Origin of the sequence: Streptomyces sp. 8N616 (assembly GCF_052246385.1) — a bacterium.
Lineage (GTDB): Bacteria > Actinomycetota > Actinomycetes > Streptomycetales > Streptomycetaceae > Streptomyces.
Map to the genome: position 1 here is coordinate 1 of NZ_JBQQBY010000048.1, position 17,006 is coordinate 17,006.

Consider the following 17,006-nt stretch of genomic DNA (forward strand, 5'->3'; position numbering starts at 1 on the left):
CCGTCACCGTCACCGTCGACCTCCCCACCCGCCCCGCCCCCGCCATCGAAGGCATCACCTACTTCACCGTCTCCGAACTCCTCCAGAACATCAGCAAACACGCCCACGCAACCCACGCCTCAGTGGAGCTGTGGAGGTCGGAGAACCGTCTGCTCATGCAGGTGCGGGACGACGGGCACGGCGGGGCGCGGCTGGACGGCGGCAGCGGACTGGCAGGACTCGCCGGGCGGCTGGGCGCGGTGGACGGGCTGTTCGTTCTCGACTCGCCGGAGGGCGGGCCGACATCCGTGACCGCGGAGCTGCCCTGGCGGGACCGCATGGACGCCTGAGCCCGGCGCCCTCACCGAGGGACCCGTACCCGTACGCACGAAGGCCCGGGCCCGCGCGCCGTACGACGCCGAGGTGGGGGCCGAGGCGCCGGCCGAGGTAGGGAAAGCCCCACCCCCGAGACACCGAGCGGCTCCATGGTCCCGCCGGCCCCCGGTCCAGCAGCCTTGAGGCAAGCATTCGGCAGACCGCGGAAGCAGAAACGGACGACACCGCCATGGACACCGCATACGCGTACGGACCGGAGACCCGCCCGCACCGGGTGCCCCCGGCGCTGCGCGCGCCGCTCGAGGCCCGCACCTGGCGCGAGTTCCTCTACCTGATGCTCAATCTGCCGATCGCGATCGTGATGTTCGTCTACGCGGTCACGATGACCTCCCTCGGCGCCGGCCTGCTCGTCACCTTCCTCGGCGTGCCGGTGCTGGCCGCGGCGCTGACCGGCGCCCGCGCGTTCGGCTCGGTGGAGCGCACCCGGGCCCGGGCCCTGCTGCGCCTGGACGTGGCCGCGCCCGAGCCCGTACGCCCCAGCGGCCGCGGGATGATGGCCTGGGTCGGCGCGCTGCTCAAGAGCGGGGCCTCCTGGCGCCACCTGCTCTACTGCCTGCTGCACTTCCCCTGGGCGGTCTTCGCCTTCTGCGTCTCGCTCGTCCTGTGGGCGAACGGCTGGGCGCTGCTGCTCTACCCGGTGTGGCACTGGACGCTCCACCGCTACGCCGACCAGCCGGGCATCCAGCTGTACGGGAGCGAGGACCCCAGGGACGACTTCTACCTCGACACTCCCTTCGAGATCGCCGCCGCCTCCGCCACCGGGCTGCTGCTCGTCCTCGCCACCCCATGGGTGATCCGCGCCCTCACGCAGGTCGACCGGGTGATGGTGTCCGGGCTGCTCGGCCCCTCCCGGCTGGCCACGCGCGTGACGGAGCTGGAGTCGGACCGGGGCACGGTGGTCGACACCGCGGCCGCCGACCTGCGCCGCATCGAACGCGACCTCCACGACGGCGCCCAGGCCCGCCTCGTCGCCCTCGCCATGGACCTCGGCCTCGCCAAGGAAAAACTCCAGGAAGACCCCGACGCCGCAGCCCGCATGGTCGACGAAGCCCACGGCGAAGTGAAACTCGCCCTCCAAGAACTCCGCGACCTCGCCCGCGGCATCCACCCCGCCATCCTCACCGACCGCGGCCTCGGCCCCGCCCTCACCACCCTCGCCACCCGCTGCACCGTCCCCGTCACCGTCACCGTCGACCTCCCCACCCGCCCCGCCCCCGCCATCGAAGGCATCACCTACTTCACCGTCTCCGAACTCCTCCAGAACATCAGCAAACACGCCCACGCAACCCACGCCTCAGTGGACGTGTGGCGGGCAGAGGGCCGGATCATGCTGCAGGTGACGGACGACGGGCACGGCGGAGCGGGGGCCTCGATCAGTGCCGCTGGGACGGAGAGCCCGGGCACGGAGAGCTCCGGCACGGGCCTGGCCGGTCTCGCCGAGCGGCTCGACTCGGTCGACGGCCTCCTCGCCGTGGAGTCCCCTGCGGGCGGCGGCACCACCGTCACCGCCGAGCTCCCCTGGCGCGGATAAGCCGTACCGGCCGATCCTCCTGTCCCGCTCCCCGGCAAGTCGGGAGAGACGTGCTTTCCTTTCGCGCCGGGCACGCGGCCATCCGGATCCTGAGATGCTGGAGTCCGCAAGCGACAACGTCCAGGACGGTGGCGCAGGGATCGGGGGACTGGGGACGTGGCGGACGTGCAGGACGTGGGAGACAGGGTGCGGGTGGTCATCGCCGAGGACTCGGTGCTGCTCCGCGAGGGGCTGACCCGGCTGCTGACCGACCGGGGGCACCAGGTGGTCGCCGGGGTCGGCGACGCGGAGGCCCTGCTCAAGGCGATCCAGGAGATGGACGGCCAGGGCGAGCTGCCGGACGTGGTCGTCGCGGACGTACGGATGCCGCCGACGCACACCGACGAGGGCGTGCGGGCCGCGGTGCGGCTCCGCCGCGACCACCCGGACCTCGGCGTGCTGGTCCTGTCGCAGTACGTGGAGGAGCAGTACGCGACGGAGCTGCTGGCCGGGAGCAGCCGGGGCGTGGGCTATCTGCTCAAGGACCGGGTGGCCGAGGTGCGCGAGTTCGTGGACGCGGTGGTGCGGGTGGCCGGCGGCGGCACGGCGCTGGACCCGGAGGTCGTGGCGCAGCTGCTGGGCCGCAGCCGCAAACAGGACGTGCTCGCCGGGCTGACCCCGCGGGAGCGGGAGGTCCTGGGCCTGATGGCGGAGGGGCGTACCAACTCGGCGATCGCGCGGCAGCTGGTGGTGAGCGACGGCGCGGTGGAGAAGCACGTCAGCAACATCTTCATGAAGCTGGGCCTGTCACAGAGTGACGGGGATCACCGTCGCGTGTTGGCGGTCCTCACGTATCTCAACTCCTGAACCATGGGGGACGCGTTCACTCGAGCCGTGGTCGTAGGCCCAAAGAATGAGCCTCGGGCCTCGGGTGAGGCAGGGCCCCGCGAGGCGGGAAAATCATGACGAACCGGCACAAAAGGGCGTCTCATCCCCGTGCCCACTATGTGACACTTCCAGGGAAGGCGGCCCTTACCGACGTACAGTTGCCGTTGGAACAACCGGTCGGTATGTCGGAGGACACCAGCCGCCGCCTCGAAGGAGGTCCAGTTCAGTGACCAGCCAGGTCAGCACCCAGGCCGAGCAGGCCGATGGGGCAGACACCGGTGAGCAGCACGCTCCCGGCAACAAGGAAGTCAGACGTCTCGACCGGGTGATCATCCGCTTCGCGGGTGACTCGGGTGACGGTATGCAGCTGACGGGTGACCGTTTCACCTCGGAGACGGCGTCGTTCGGGAACGACCTGTCCACGCTGCCGAACTTCCCCGCCGAGATCCGTGCCCCGGCCGGAACCCTGCCCGGGGTGTCCAGCTTCCAGTTGCACTTCGCGGACCACGACATCCTCACCCCGGGCGACGCGCCGAACGTGCTGGTCGCGATGAACCCCGCCGCGCTGAAGGCGAATCTGCCGGACCTGCCGCGCGGCGCGGAGGTCATCGTCAACACCGACGAGTTCACCAAGCGCGCGCTGGCCAAGGTGGGGTACGCGGCCAGCCCCCTGGATGACGGCTCGCTGGAGGGCTACAGCGTCCACCCGGTGCCGCTGACCACGCTGACCGTCGAGGCGCTGAAGGACTTCGAGCTGTCACGGAAGGAGGCGGAGCGGAGCAAGAACATGTTCGCGCTCGGCCTGCTGTCGTGGATGTACCACCGGCCGACCGAGGGTACGGAGACCTTCCTGCGGTCGAAGTTCGCGAAGAAGCCGCAGCTGGCCGAGGCCAACGTGACGGCGTTCCGGGCGGGTTGGAACTTCGGGGAGACGACGGAGGACTTCGCGGTCTCCTACGAGGTGGCACCGGCCGCGGCGGCGTTCCCGCCGGGCACGTACCGCAACATCTCCGGGAACCTGGCACTGACCTACGGTCTGGTGGCCGCCTCGCAACAGGCCGACCTGCCGCTGTTCCTGGGCTCTTACCCGATCACCCCGGCCTCCGACATCCTGCACGAGCTGTCCAAGTACAAGAACTTCGGCGTGCGGACCTTCCAGGCCGAGGACGAGATCGCGGGCATCGGCGCGGCCCTGGGCGCGGCCTTCGGCGGCGCGCTGGGCGTGACCACCACCTCGGGCCCCGGTGTGGCGCTGAAGTCGGAGACGATCGGGCTCGCGGTGTCGCTGGAGCTGCCGCTGCTGGTGGTCGACATCCAGCGCGGCGGCCCGTCCACCGGGCTGCCGACCAAGACCGAGCAGGCGGACCTGCTGCAGGCGATGTACGGGCGCAACGGCGAGGCCCCGGTCCCGGTCGTCGCCCCGGCCACCCCCGCCGACTGCTTCGACGCGGCGCTGGAGGCGGCCCGTATCGCCCTGGCCTACCGGACCCCGGTGTTCCTGCTCTCCGACGGCTACCTGGCCAATGGATCCGAGCCGTGGCGCATCCCGGACGTGGACGAACTCCCCGACCTGCGGGTGCAGTTCGCCACCGGGCCCAACCACACCACCGAGGACGGCACCGAGGTCTTCTGGCCGTACAAACGCGACCCGCGCACCCTCGCCCGCCCCTGGGCCATCCCGGGCACGCCGGGCCTCGAGCACCGCATCGGCGGCATCGAGAAGCAGGACGGAACGGGCAACATCTCCTACGACCCGGCCAACCACGACTTCATGGTCCGCACCCGCCAGGCCAAGGTGGACGGCATCGACGTCCCGGACGTCACCGTCGACGATCCCGGCGGGAACGCCGGGGTCCTGGTGCTGGGCTGGGGTTCGACGTACGGGCCGATCACCGCGGCCGTACGGCGCATCAGGGGCGCGGGGGGCGCAGTCGCTCAGGCCCATCTGCGCCACCTCAACCCCTTCCCGCGGAATCTCGGCGAGGTGCTCGGGCGTTACGAGAAGGTGGTCGTACCCGAGATGAACCTCGGCCAGCTCGCCACCCTGCTGCGGGCCGAGTACCTGGTGGACGTCCGCTCCCACACCCAGGTGCGGGGTCTGCCGTTCAAGGCCGAGGAGCTTGCCAAGGTCCTTAAGGAGGCCATTGATGACTGAGGCGCTCTCGCTGGTGCCGAAGGCCGAAGCCAAGCAGTCGATGAAGGACTTCAAGTCCGACCAGGAAGTGCGCTGGTGCCCCGGCTGCGGTGACTACGCCGTCCTGGCCGCCGTCCAGGGCTTCATGCCCGAACTCGGCCTGGCCAAGGAGAACATCGTCTTCGTCTCCGGCATCGGCTGCTCCTCCCGCTTCCCGTACTACATGAACACCTACGGGATGCACTCCATCCACGGCCGCGCCCCCGCCATCGCCACCGGCCTCGCCGCCTCGCGCCAGGACCTCTCCGTCTGGGTGGTCACCGGTGACGGCGATGCGCTGTCCATCGGCGGCAACCACCTCATCCACGCCCTGCGCCGCAACGTCAACCTCAAGATCCTGCTGTTCAACAACCGGATCTACGGCCTGACCAAGGGGCAGTACTCGCCGACCTCCGAGATCGGGAAGATCACCAAGTCGACGCCGATGGGCTCCCTCGACGCGCCGTTCAACCCCGTATCGCTCGCGCTCGGCGCCGAGGCGAGCTTCGTGGCGCGTACGGTCGACTCCGACCGCAAGCACCTCACCGAAGTGCTGCGGCAGGCCGCGGCCCACCCCGGCACGGCGCTGGTGGAGATCTACCAGAACTGCAACATCTTCAACGACGGCGCCTTCGAGGTCCTCAAGGACAAGGAGAAAGCGCTGGAGGCCGTGATCCGGCTCGAGCACGGACAGCCGATCCGCTTCGGCACCGCGGCCGAGGACGGCCTGGGATCGAAGGGCGTCGTCCGGGACCCGGCGACCGGCGACCTCAGGATCATCGACGTGACGGCCGACCGTACGGCGGACGTGCTGGTGCACGACGCCCACGCCCAGAGCCCCACCACGGCCTTCGCGCTCTCCCGGCTCGCCGACCCCGACACGCTGCACCACACTCCGATCGGCGTGCTGCGCAGCGTCCGGCGTCCGGTCTACGACACGCTCATGGCCGACCAGCTCGAGCAGGCGGTGGAGCAGGGCGGCAAGGGCGACCTCGCCGCGCTCCTGCACGGCAACGACACCTGGACCGTCGCCGGTTGACGGATTCTCCCGGCTGCCGGCGGTCGCCGGGACGAACCGGACCTGCCACGGCTGACGCACCGGACCTGCCACGCGGCCCGTACCTGACATCGCTCAGGTGCGGGCCGCGTCGTACTGTTCGCGCGCCTCCAGCACCTGCGGGACCTTCTCCTCGGTCCAGCGGGCCAGCCCCCACACCTGGCGGGCCGCCTCCTCGCCCAGCGGGGTGAGCGAGTAGTCCACGCGCGGCGGGATGACGGGGTGCGCGTGGCGGTGCACGAAGCCGTCGCGCTCCAGGGTCTGGAGCGTCTGGGCCAGCATCTTCTCGCTGACGCCGCCGACGGTGCGGCGCAGCTCGCTGAAGCGGTGGGTGCCGGCGAGGAGGGCGGCGAGCACGAGCACGCCCCAGCGGCTGGTGACATGCTCCAGTACGCCCCGCGACGGGCACATCGGCGCGTTCACGTCCGGCTTGGCGAGCTTGGCGATCAGGCTCTCGCTAACATCCATGCCAGTACCTTACTTCAAAGTGGGTACTTTCCAAGGGTTAGTGCCGGACCTAGGGTGAGTTTCCGACCGACACGAACTGACGTGAACAGGGGAAACACACATGATCGTCGTCACCGGAGCCACCGGGAAGCTGGGCCGCCACGTCATCGACGGCCTCCTGGAGAAGGTCCCCGGGGCCGAAGTGGCCGCCGTCGTCCGCGACAAGGGCAAGGCCGCCGACCTCGCCGCGCGCGGTGTCGAGCTGCGCATCGCCGACTACAGCGAGCCGGAGACCCTGAAGGGAGCCTTCGGGTCCGGCGACAAGGTGCTGCTGATCTCCGGCAGCGAGGTGGGGCGCCGGGTGGCGCAGCACCGGGCCGTCGTGGACGCGGCAGAGGCGGCCGGGGTCGCACTGCTCGCCTACACCGGCGTACTCGGCGGCCCCGAGGCCGACTTCGAGCTCGCCGCCGAGCACAAGGCCACCGAGCAGGCGATCCTCGACTCCGGCCTGCCGTATGTCTTCCTGCGCAACGGCTGGTACCACGAGAACTACACCGAGAACCTCGCCCGGGTGCTGGAGCACGGCGCGGTCGTCGCCGGCGCGGGCGAGGGCCGCGTGGCCTCGGCAGCGCGCGCCGACTACGCCGCCGCGGCCGTCGCCGTCCTGACCGGCGAGGGCCACGAGGGCAGGGCGTACGAGCTGAGCGGCGACACGGCGTGGAGCTTCGCCGAGTACGCGGCCGAGGTCGGCCGGCAGAGCGGCAAGGAGATCGCGTACTCCAGCGTCCCGGCCGACGCCCACCGGGAGATCCTGACGGACGCGGGCCTCCCGGAGCCGCTCGCCGACATCTTCGTCGACGTGGACGTGGCGATCGGCCGCGGGCTGCTGGAGCGTACGAGCGGCGACCTGTCGCGGCTCATCGGCCGTCCCACCACGCCGGTGTCCGAGGCGATCGCGGCCGCCTTGAAGGACTGACGCCCGGCAGTCGCCGCCGGTCTTCTCGCGGGCCCGCCTGTCATAACCGTATCGCGATACGGGCATGACAGCGGGCCCGCGCGCAGCTACCGTCAAGGGCGTTGTCCCGCGCCGCACCCGGGAGTGCCTCTTGACGCCGCAGCCGCAGCCGCAGTCGCAGCCCCAACCGCAGCCGCAGGCGCCGTCGCAGTCGCAGTCGCCGCAGACGAAGAACGAGCAGCGCACCGGTCTCGTCTACGGCTTCGCCGCCTACGGCATGTGGGGGCTCGTACCGCTGTACTGGCCGCTGCTCAAGCCCGCCTCGGCGGTCGAGATCCTCGCCCACCGCATGGTGTGGTCGCTGGCCTTCGTCGGGCTGATCCTGCTCCTCATGCGGCGCTGGGCGTGGATACGCGAGCTGCTGCGGCAGCCGAAGCGGCTCGCGCTGGTCGCGGTCGCGGCCGTCGTCATCTCCCTCAACTGGGGCTTCTACATCTGGAGCGTCAACTCGGGGCAGGTCGTCGAGGCTTCGCTCGGCTACTTCATCAACCCGCTGGTCACCATCCTCTTCGGCGTCCTGCTCCTGAAGGAGCGGATGCGCCCCGCCCAGTGGGCCGCGGTCGGGATCGGCGCGGCCGCCGTCGTCGTCCTGACCGTCGGGTACGGGCGCCTCCCGTGGATCGCGCTCGTCCTCGCCTTCTCCTTCGCGACGTACGGTCTGGTGAAGAAGAAGATCGGGCTCGGCGGGATCGAGTCCCTGGCAGCGGAGACCGCCGTACAGTTCCTGCCCGCCCTGGGCTTCCTGCTGTTGCTGGGCTCGCGCGGCGACTCGACCTTCGGCGGCGAGGGCGCCGGGCACGCCCTGCTGCTGGCCTCCTGCGGCCTGGTCACCGCCGTACCGCTGGTGTGCTTCGGGGCGGCCGCCATCCGTATCCCGCTCAGCACGATCGGCCTGCTGCAGTACCTGGCCCCGGCGTTCCAGTTCCTGCTGGGCGTCACCTACTTCCACGAGGAGATGCCGCCCGAGCGGTGGGCGGGGTTCGCGCTGGTCTGGCTCGCGCTCACCCTGCTGACGTGGGACGCGCTGCGGACGGCCCGGCGCGGGCGGGCGGCTGTGCGGGCGGCGGCCGAGGCCGCCGCCGTTTCGTCACCGACCGGCGCCGCGGTCGGCCCCGGCCGCCCGGCCGCGGTGACGACTCCGCCGGAGTAGCCGGGACTGCAGGGGCCTTGCCGGGGCCGAGGCCTCTGGGGACGGGCCGTACCGGGTCGGCATACCCGGAAACCGATATCCGGGCGTCCCTGTCCGAATTCTGCCCTTGACGTCACGTCAGGGCCGCCGGAGCATCATGTTCGCGTCAACGATAGGACGCGTCACGTTCGTTCGTCAGGTTCAGCGCCCTGCGGTCGCCCAAGCCGCAGGGCTTCCCTGTTCGTTCCGTCCTGACCCCGTACGGAATCCGGAGCCCCCACCGTGTCGTCATCCACCCCCCACATACCGCGCGCCGCCCGGCGCCCCGCCCGAAGTTCATGGATCCGCAGGACCGCCGTCGCGGCAGTCGCGGCAGCGGCTGCCGCCGGTCTCGTCGTCGCCGCCCCGGGCGCGACCGCCGCACCTCCCGCTCCCGCTCCCACCGCCGCCGCGCCGGACATCCCGGTCGCCAGCGTCAAGGCGCATCTCTCCGAGCTGCAGTCGATCGCCGATGCCAACAGCGGCAACCGCGCCCACGGCCGCCCCGGCTACAAGGCCTCCATCGACTACGTGAAGGGCAAACTGGACGCCGCCGGATTCACCACCACCGTCCAGGAGTTCACGTCCAGCGGCAGGACCGGCTACAACCTCATCGCGGACTGGCCGGGCGGCGATCCCGACCAGGTCGTCTTCGCCGGAGCCCACCTCGACTCCGTCACCGAGGGTCCCGGGATCAACGACAACGGCTCCGGCTCGGCCGGCGTACTGGAGACCGCGCTCGCCGTGTCCCGCGCCAGCCTCAAGCCCGCCAAGCACCTGCGGTTCGGCTGGTGGGGCGCGGAGGAGCTCGGCCTGGTGGGCTCGGAGCACTACGTCGGCAACCTCCCGTCCGCCGAGCGGTCGAAGATCTCCGGCTACCTCAACTTCGACATGATCGGCTCGCCGAACCCGGGCTATTTCGTCTACGACGACGACCCGCAGCTCGAGTCGGTCTTCAAGGACTGGTTCGAGGGCAAGGGCGTCCCCACGGAGATCGAGACGGAGGGCGACGGCCGCTCCGACCACGCGTCCTTCAAGGACGCGGGCATCGCGGTCGGCGGACTCTTCACCGGCGCGAGCAGCAGGAAGTCCGCGGCCCAGGCCCAGAAGTGGGGCGGTACGGCGGGGCAGGCCTTCGACCGCTGCTATCACTCCTCCTGCGACACCTCGTCGAACATCGACGACACGGCCCTCGACCGCAACAGCGACGCCATCGCGCACGCGATCTGGACGCTGTCCGGTGCCTCGAAGGCCGGCACCTCCCCTGCCGCGCACAAGGCGGGCGCCGGCAGCAGGCAGTAGCCGCCGCTCCGGCCCGGCGCCCTGGGCGAAGGCCCCGCGACATGACGCCGCGGGGCCTTCGTCACGCCGCTCACGCCGTGATGTCGCGGGCGGTGAAGCGCGCCCAGGCCGCGGAGCCGAACACCGCCGCGTACAGGCCCTGGAGGCCCAGGTTCCGTACGAGTTCCTCCCAGTAGACCGGGTCGCGCAGTATGTCCGCGAAGCTCAGCCAGTAGTGCGGGAAGAGATACGGGTGGACGGCGTGCAGCTGCGGGATGGTGTCGAGGATCTGCACGGTGATCAGCAGCCCGACGGTCGTCGCCATCGCCGCGATCCCGCTGTTGGTGAGGGTGGAGACGAACAGGCCGAGCGCCGCGATCCCGGTCAGCGAGGCGGCCACCGCGGCCGCGACCCCCACGGCCCGTACCAGGCCCTCCGCGAACGTCACTGTCGTACCGGAGATCAGCGTGACGTCCCCGAGCGGGAAGAGCAGCGCGCCGGCGGCCAGCGCCGAGGCGGCCACGACGAGGGTCGCGACGAGACAGAAGACAAGCGTGGCCGCGTACTTGGCGCACAGCAGGCGGGTACGGCCCGCGGGCGCGACGAGGAGATAGCGCAGCGTCCCGGCGTTCGCCTCGCCCGCGATCGCGTCGCCCGCGATCACCCCGACGGCCATCGGAAGGAAGAAGGGCAGGGTCGCGGCGAGCGAGGTGAAGACCAGGAAGAGGCCGTTGTTGGTGATCTGGGCGATGAAGGCCGGGCCACCGCCGTCGCCCCCGCCCGCCGTGCCGCCGTCGCTCGTCTCGATCCTCACCGCGACGCCGACGAGTACGGGCACGGCCGCGAGGACCGCGAGCAGCGCGAGCGTCCGCCAGCGGCGGAAGGTGGTGCCCAGCTCACTGCGGAAGAGGCCGAGAGCCCACGTCCGGCTCGGGTGGCGGGCCCCGGTTTCCTCGGCCCGCGCAGCCGCCGCCCCGGCCTCTGCTCCTGCCCCTGTCCTTGGCCCCGTCTTCGCCCCTGCCCTTGTCCCCGCCCTCGTCTCAGCCTGCGACATCGAAGCCCTCCCCGGTCAGGGCGACGAACGCGTCCTCGAGCGAGGCCCGTTCGGCGCCGAAGGCACGGACGCGCACGTCGGCCCGTACGAGCGCGGCGTTGAGGTCCGCGAGGTCGGGGGCCTCGGCGGCGGAGGGGGCAGGGGCGGCGGGGGCGGACAGGGCGGGAAGTTCGCCCGTCACGCGGTCGCCGGTGACGACGAGGTCCGTCACGCCGTGCTCCTTGAGCACCCGTACGGCGACGGCCGCGTCCGGCGTCGTGACGGCCACCCTGCCGCGCGCACCCGCGGACAGCTCGGCGACCGGACCCTGCGCGATGAGGCGGCCCTGTGCCATCACCGCCGCGTGCGTGCACACCTGCTCGATCTCGTCCAGCAGGTGAGAGGAGAGGAAGACGGTCGTGCCGTCGGCGGCCAGCTCGCGGACCAGCGCCCGGATCTCCCGCATGCCCTGCGGGTCGAGGCCGTTGGTCGGCTCGTCGAGTACGAGCAGCCGGCGCGGCTGGAGCAGGGCCGCGGCCAGGCCGAGACGCTGCTTCATGCCCAGCGAGTACGCCCGGGCCTTCTTGCGCCCGGCGGCGGCGAGGCCGACCCGTTCGAGGGCGGCCGCGACGCGGGCGGAGCGGGTACGGGGGTCGGCGGTCGGGTCGGCGGAGTCGTAGCGGACGAGGTTGGCACGGCCGGAGAGGAAGCCGTAGAGGGCCGGGCCCTCGATGAGCGCCCCGATGTGGGGCAACACGTCGCGCGCGGCGCGCGGCATGGGGCGGCCGAGGACGCGGACGCTGCCGGAGGTGGGGCCGATCAGGCCCACGAGCATGCGGATGGTCGTGGTCTTGCCGGAGCCGTTGGGCCCCAGGAAACCGAAGACGCTGCCGCGCGGCACGGCGAGATCGAGCGCATTGACGGCGAGCTGCCCGCCCCGGAACCGCTTGGTGAGCCCGCGCGCCACGATGACCGCCTCGTCGTCCGCGGCGGGCGCCGCGTCCGAGGCCGCCCGCCGGGCGCCGGGTACGGCGGGCGGAGCCGACGGCAAAACCGCGCCCGGACCGCGTGCGACCGGCTCAGCCCCGGCCCGGGGCGAAGGCCCCTCGGACCCCGCCGTCGACGGCCCGGGCTCGCCCGCGCCGAACGCGCCCCGCGCCGCGCGCCCCTGCCGCGCGGACCCTCCTGGCTCAGCCTCTTCGGTCGACGATCGCTCCATCCCTCTCCCCGTTGTCGAGCGCACTTCCGGACGGACGGCCAAGGCGGCCGTCCGGCCCCATCTTGCCCCCAGGCCCTTCCCGAAGCGCCCGGCCGCCACGCGGTCCGCCTCCGGACGACGGCCGAATTCCCGGCCCGAGGACCACGGGCGTGCGGCCGCGGACAACGCGGCTTCGCGCCCGCATCGTGCTCCGGGCTTCGAGCGGGCCACCGATGTCGGCGACACGGCAGCGGCCCCCTGAGACGCGGCGGAGGTCCAGGCATATCCGCTGAACATGCCGCGAGTTGGGCAGCGAGACGCCGGCTGTCCGCCGCCGCCCTCAGCCGCCGATGCCCCACCGCGCAGTGCGCAGTGGGGCATCGGCAGCCCGGGGGGGCTACTTGGCCTGGTTGGCGGCCTTTACCAGGGCCGACTTGTCGACGGCGCCGACGTAGACCGCACCGTCGTCCGTCATCAGGGCGTTGATCAGGCGGGTGCTGTAGACCGTGCCCGAGCCGAACTTGCCGGTGACCTTCTCGCCGAGGCTGTCCATGAACGACCGCGCCTCGGCCGGCATCTCGTCCTTGCCGGACGGCGCGCCCGGGTTGCCCGCGCCGCGCGCCCCCTCCGCGCCCTTGATCCGGACGACGGTCGCCCAGCCCTCGCCGAGGCCGCCGAGCCCGGACAGCTTGTCCAGGCCCCGGGCCGACGGGTCGACCGGGACGGCCACGTCCCGCCCGTTCCTGCGGCTGTGAGCGGAGTCCTCCTGCTCGGTGACGTCGGCGCCCTTCGGCGGCGTGAACTCGAAGGTCTTCGCATCCGGCTTGGCGAAGTCGACCGAGGTGAAGCCCGCGTCGACCACCGGCTTGCCGCCGGACTTCGGCGAGAGCGTGAACTTCAGCGGCACACCGTTCTCGGCATCCACGGCGATACGGACCGACCCGACCGTGGACTCCGACTGCTTCGGCTTGATCAGCAGCTGGTACGCATCGCGCCCGGCGACCCGCGCCGTCCCGTCGACCGTCACGGACGTCGTAGCGTCCACGGCCTTCAGCGCCTGCTTCGCGAACTCCTGCGGTGTGGCCTCCTCCAGCGAGCCGTCCGCCTCCGGCCGGCCCACGCCGCCGTCGCGGTCGCCGTTCTTGCCGTCCGCGCCCTCCGGAGCCGTCGCGTGGTACGCGGAGTTGGTGGCGGAGTCGTACGCCCACACCTCGTCGTCGTTGTGGATCAGGCTGTACTCGGCCGCGTCGTCGATGATCGAGACGCGCTGCTTCTCAGGCCCGTCCGCGGCCACCCGCAGCGTATGCGAGCCGGACAGCATGCCCATCAGCTTCGCCTGGGGATCGGCGGCCTCGCCCCCGCCGCCCTTGCCGCCCCGCTCTCCGCCGCCCCCGAAGAAGCCGCCCGCGCCGCCGCCCGATTCAGCACCCGGCAGCGACGGGAGGCCGAGGTCCGTCTCGACCTTGACGGTGCCCGACAGCTGCTCCGCGTCGGACGCGGCCGCCTTCGCGACGAGCTCCTCGGCCGAGATCTTGGGCAGGTCGGGGTCACCGGAGCCGGCGAACGCGGGGACGAGTCCGATCGTCGCCGCCGCCATCCCCGCCACCGCGACCGGGACGACGTACCGGACCGCCCTGCGACTCGGTGTCACCGCAGCGTCGTCGTCGGTGTCCCATTCGTCGGTGACCTGCGTCGGTCGCATTCCTGGCATCTGCCCTACCTCCGTGGTCGGCGGCGGTTGATCGCATCGAGCAGGGGCACCGTCGCGCATATTGTCACCCTAGTCCGCCGCGCTTGTGCTACTAATCCCACCAAACCGGCCACGCCGCAGGCGTCAGCCGACGGGATCAACTCCGCGTACGCCTACGGGATGAGACGCCCCATCCGCCGGGAGGAGGGGATACCGCGGGAGGTGCAGCGACCCCCTAGGTGTGCGGCGCATCGTTCCCCTGCCCCGCCCTCCCCCCAGCTACCGCTGGGAGGTGCCCCATCCCGAGACTGGGGGCTCCACCCCAGACCCCGGGGTCCAGGGGCGCTTGTGTCCGATAGCGCCTGCGCCGTGCAGGCAGGTGCAGGCAGGTGCAGGAGGTCAACAGGAGATGCGGGAACCAGGTGCCGCGGCAGAACAGCGGCCTGAGGGGGCGTCAGCCCGCGCGGTGCACCACCGCGTCGCACAGCGCCTCGAGCGCGGCCTTCGCCGGGCACGCGGGCAGCGGCGCCAGCGTCGCGCGCGCCTCCTCCGCGTAGCGGACGGTGTCGCGGCGGGCCTGCTCGAGCGCCGGGTGGACCCGCAGTCTGCGCAGCGCCTCGGCGTGGAGCGCGTCGTCCGTGAGGTCGCCGTCGAGCAGCTCGCACAGCTCCAGGTCCGCGGGCTCCGCGGCCTCGCCGCCGGCCGCCACCCGGGCCCGCAGGTGCAGCACGGGCAGGGTCGGGACGCCCTCGCGCAGATCCGTGCCGGGCGTCTTGCCCGACTCGTGGCTGTCGCTCGCGATGTCCAGTACGTCGTCCGCGAGCTGGAAGGCGACGCCGAGCCGCTCGCCGTACTGGGTCAGGATGTCCACGACGCTCTCGTCGGCGCCGGACATCATCGTGCCGAAGCGCCCCGATACGGCGATGAGCGAGCCCGTCTTGCCCGCGATGACATCGAGGTAGTGACTGACGGGGTCGCGGCCGTCGCGCGGACCCGCGGTCTCCAGGATCTGGCCGGTGACCAGCCGCTCGAACGCCTCGGCCTGGATGCGGACGGCCTCGGGGCCGAGGTCGGCCAGGATGTGCGAGGCGCGGGCGAAGAGGAAGTCACCGGTGAGCACTGCGACCGAATTGTCCCAGTTCGCATTGGCGCTGGGCACTCCGCGCCGCACGTCCGCCTCGTCCATGACGTCGTCGTGGTAGAGCGTCGCGAGGTGCGTCAGCTCGACGACGACGGCGGACGGCACGACCCCCGGCGCATGCGGGTCGCCGAACTGCGCCGCCAGCATCACCAGCAGCGGGCGGAACCGCTTGCCCCCGGCCTTGACGAGGTGCTGCGCCGCCTCCGTGATGAACGGCACATCGCTCTTGGTGGCCTCCAGCAGGCCCTCTTCGACAGCCGCCAACGCGGCCTGGACATCGGCTTCCAGAGCCTGGTCCCGCACGCTCAGCCCAAATGGCCCGACGACGGTCACGAGGGGATCTCCTGTCTGCGGACGACTACGCGGAATGTCGATGTGTCGCTGTCACCACTGGCAGCGTATCCGGTCGCCTGTGGATCACAGCGGGCGGCCGCCCGTCCAGCCGAGGGGCGGCGGACGGGGAACCGACCGGGAGGCGACGGGAAGCCGACCGGGAGGCTGGAAGATCCGCCGCGAGCCCCGGTACGAACAGGTGCTCCACCGGAACCACCCGTTTCCCGGCTCGGCCATCCGGCCCAGTGCCCGGGGCGGCCCGGCGGTCCCGCACCGCCATCGGACGAACCGGCTACTGCTTCGCAATTTCCTCTTCCAGCGCTGCTTTTCCCGGCATTTACCGTGCATTGGTGATTCCTTGCCTATCGGCCCGTGGCCCGCCCACCAGGCCTTAACCTGTGGGCCCGGCCCCACGGCGGACAGGAAGGCGAGGCAGCGATCCATGCCCGAGCAGCGCAAGCGGAGCCCGCTCGATCTCCCCGAAGGCGACGCCTTCGGCCTGCACAACCTCCCGTACGGCGTCTTCAGCACGGCGGACGAGCCCGGCAACCGCCGCATCGGCGTGCGCTACGGCGACCACGTGCTGGATGTCCATACGGCGGCGACCGCGCTGGGCTCCCCGCACTCCGACCTGCTCGCCCACCCCACCCTCAACGCCCTGATGGCCGCGGGCCGTCCCATCTGGCAGGCCGTACGAGCCGGCATCCGCACCTGGCTCGGCTACCCGGCGATCGAGCCCTTCCTGCACCCGCTCACCGACGTCACCCTGCACCTCCCCTTCGAGGTCGCGGACTATGTCGACTTCTACGCCAGCGAGCACCACGCCACCAACGTCGGCCGGATCTTCCGGCCCGACAGCGAGCCGCTCACCCCCAACTGGAAGCACCTGCCCATCGGCTACCACGGCCGGGCGGGCACGGTCGTCGTCTCCGGCACCCCGGTCGTACGGCCCAGCGGGCAGCGCAAGGCGCCCGCCGACCGCGCGCCCGTCTTCGGGCCCTCGCAGCGCCTCGACATCGAAGCGGAGGTCGGCTTCGTCGTCGGCACGCCGTCGGCGCTCGGCGAGCCGGTTCCGCAGTCCGCGTTCCGCGACCACGTCTTCGGGGTCTGCCTGCTCAACGACTGGTCGGCGCGGGACATCCAGGCCTGGGAGTACGTGCCGCTGGGGCCGTTCCTCGGGAAGTCCTTCGCCACGTCGGTGTCGGCGTGGGTGACCCCGCTGGAGGCGCTGGACACGGCCCGTACGACGCCGCCGGCCCGCGACCACGAGCTGCTCCCGTACCTGGACGAATCCGGCCTGGAGCCCGGCGGTCTCGATATCCGGATCACGGTCTCGATCAACGGGTACCCGGTCTCGGAGCCGCCCTTCTCCACGATGTACTGGACGGCGGCCCAGCAGCTGGCCCATATGACGGTAAACGGCGCCTCGCTGCGCACGGGCGACCTTTTCGCCTCCGGCACGGTGAGCGGGCCGCGCGCCGAGGAGCGCGGCTGCCTGCTGGAGCTCACGTGGGCGGGGCGGGATCCCGTGGAGCTGCCGGACGGCAAGCGGACGTTCCTGGAGGACGGCGACGAGGTGACCCTCACGGCCTGGGCCCCGGGCCCCGGCGGCGCCACCACCGGCCTCGGCGAGGTCACGGGCCGAATCCTCCCCGCGGCAGGCTGACGGCCCCCGGCGCCTGATGCGCATGGCTACT

13 protein-coding genes and 1 pseudogene are annotated in these 17,006 nt (G+C 71.8%); 9 read left to right on the forward strand and 5 right to left on the reverse strand.

From position 1 onward, the window contains the following. The 5 genes and pseudogenes from ACTWQC_RS31810 to ACTWQC_RS31830 all read left to right on the forward strand — a co-directional run. A pseudogene (locus ACTWQC_RS31810) lies at positions 1-329 on the forward strand (sensor histidine kinase); the annotation flags it as partial. A 215-nt stretch (positions 330-544) separates the two neighbouring features. Then, on the forward strand, positions 545-1,906 hold the full coding sequence (locus ACTWQC_RS31815) for a sensor histidine kinase (RefSeq protein WP_443319317.1): 1,362 nt from the start codon (positions 545-547) through the stop codon (positions 1,904-1,906). 186 nt (positions 1,907-2,092) lie between these two features. Then, complete coding sequence (locus ACTWQC_RS31820; protein WP_443319359.1) at positions 2,093-2,752, forward strand: response regulator transcription factor; 660 nt, start codon at positions 2,093-2,095, stop codon at positions 2,750-2,752. 247 nt (positions 2,753-2,999) lie between these two features. Next, positions 3,000-4,928 carry a 2-oxoacid:acceptor oxidoreductase subunit alpha gene (locus ACTWQC_RS31825; RefSeq protein WP_443319318.1) on the forward strand — a complete coding sequence of 643 codons (1,929 nt, stop codon included), beginning with the start codon at positions 3,000-3,002 and terminating at the stop codon, positions 4,926-4,928. Beyond that, entirely contained in the window at positions 4,921-5,985 is a 1,065-nt protein-coding gene (locus tag ACTWQC_RS31830; RefSeq protein WP_443319319.1) for a 2-oxoacid:ferredoxin oxidoreductase subunit beta, read from the forward strand. The genes ACTWQC_RS31825 and ACTWQC_RS31830 overlap by 8 nt, the downstream gene beginning before the upstream one ends. Before the next feature lie 93 nt (positions 5,986-6,078). Here ACTWQC_RS31830 and ACTWQC_RS31835 read toward each other — a convergent pair whose 3' ends face one another. After that, on the reverse strand, positions 6,079-6,471 hold the full coding sequence (locus tag ACTWQC_RS31835; protein ID WP_443319320.1) for a winged helix-turn-helix transcriptional regulator: 393 nt from the start codon (positions 6,469-6,471) through the stop codon (positions 6,079-6,081). 100 nt (positions 6,472-6,571) lie between these two features. Between ACTWQC_RS31835 and ACTWQC_RS31840 the strand changes: the two genes are divergently transcribed. The 3 genes from ACTWQC_RS31840 to ACTWQC_RS31850 all read left to right on the forward strand — a co-directional run bounded on the left by ACTWQC_RS31840 (position 6,572) and on the right by ACTWQC_RS31850 (position 9,935). Further along, positions 6,572-7,426 carry an SDR family oxidoreductase gene (locus tag ACTWQC_RS31840; protein ID WP_443319321.1) on the forward strand — a complete coding sequence of 285 codons (855 nt, stop codon included), beginning with the start codon at positions 6,572-6,574 and terminating at the stop codon, positions 7,424-7,426. A 256-nt stretch (positions 7,427-7,682) separates the two neighbouring features. After that, complete coding sequence (rarD, locus tag ACTWQC_RS31845) at positions 7,683-8,615, forward strand: EamA family transporter RarD (RefSeq protein ID WP_443319360.1); 933 nt, start codon at positions 7,683-7,685, stop codon at positions 8,613-8,615. A 261-nt stretch (positions 8,616-8,876) separates the two neighbouring features. Further along, positions 8,877-9,935 carry a M28 family metallopeptidase gene (locus ACTWQC_RS31850; protein WP_443319322.1) on the forward strand — a complete coding sequence of 353 codons (1,059 nt, stop codon included), beginning with the start codon at positions 8,877-8,879 and terminating at the stop codon, positions 9,933-9,935. Between the two features lie 70 nt (positions 9,936-10,005). Here ACTWQC_RS31850 and ACTWQC_RS31855 read toward each other — a convergent pair whose 3' ends face one another. The 4 genes from ACTWQC_RS31855 to ACTWQC_RS31870 all read right to left on the reverse strand — a co-directional run bounded on the left by ACTWQC_RS31855 (position 10,006) and on the right by ACTWQC_RS31870 (position 15,309). Next, positions 10,006-10,968: an ABC transporter permease gene (locus ACTWQC_RS31855; protein ID WP_443319323.1), complete on the reverse strand. Its 963-nt coding sequence runs from the start codon at positions 10,966-10,968 to the stop codon at positions 10,006-10,008. Further along, positions 10,955-11,998: an ABC transporter ATP-binding protein gene (locus ACTWQC_RS31860; protein ID WP_443319324.1), complete on the reverse strand. Its 1,044-nt coding sequence runs from the start codon at positions 11,996-11,998 to the stop codon at positions 10,955-10,957. The genes ACTWQC_RS31855 and ACTWQC_RS31860 overlap by 14 nt, the downstream gene beginning before the upstream one ends. A gap of 544 nt (positions 11,999-12,542) precedes the next feature. Continuing rightward, a complete protein-coding gene (locus tag ACTWQC_RS31865; protein ID WP_443319325.1) occupies positions 12,543-13,856 on the reverse strand; it encodes a LolA family protein in 1,314 nt (437 codons plus the stop codon). 433 nt (positions 13,857-14,289) lie between these two features. Continuing rightward, positions 14,290-15,309: a polyprenyl synthetase family protein gene (locus tag ACTWQC_RS31870; RefSeq protein WP_443319326.1), complete on the reverse strand. Its 1,020-nt coding sequence runs from the start codon at positions 15,307-15,309 to the stop codon at positions 14,290-14,292. A gap of 442 nt (positions 15,310-15,751) precedes the next feature. Between ACTWQC_RS31870 and fahA the strand changes: the two genes are divergently transcribed. Beyond that, positions 15,752-16,975, forward strand: a complete 1,224-nt coding sequence (fahA, locus tag ACTWQC_RS31875; protein ID WP_443319327.1) for a fumarylacetoacetase — start codon at positions 15,752-15,754, stop codon at positions 16,973-16,975. The last annotated feature ends 31 nt before the right edge of the window (positions 16,976-17,006 follow it).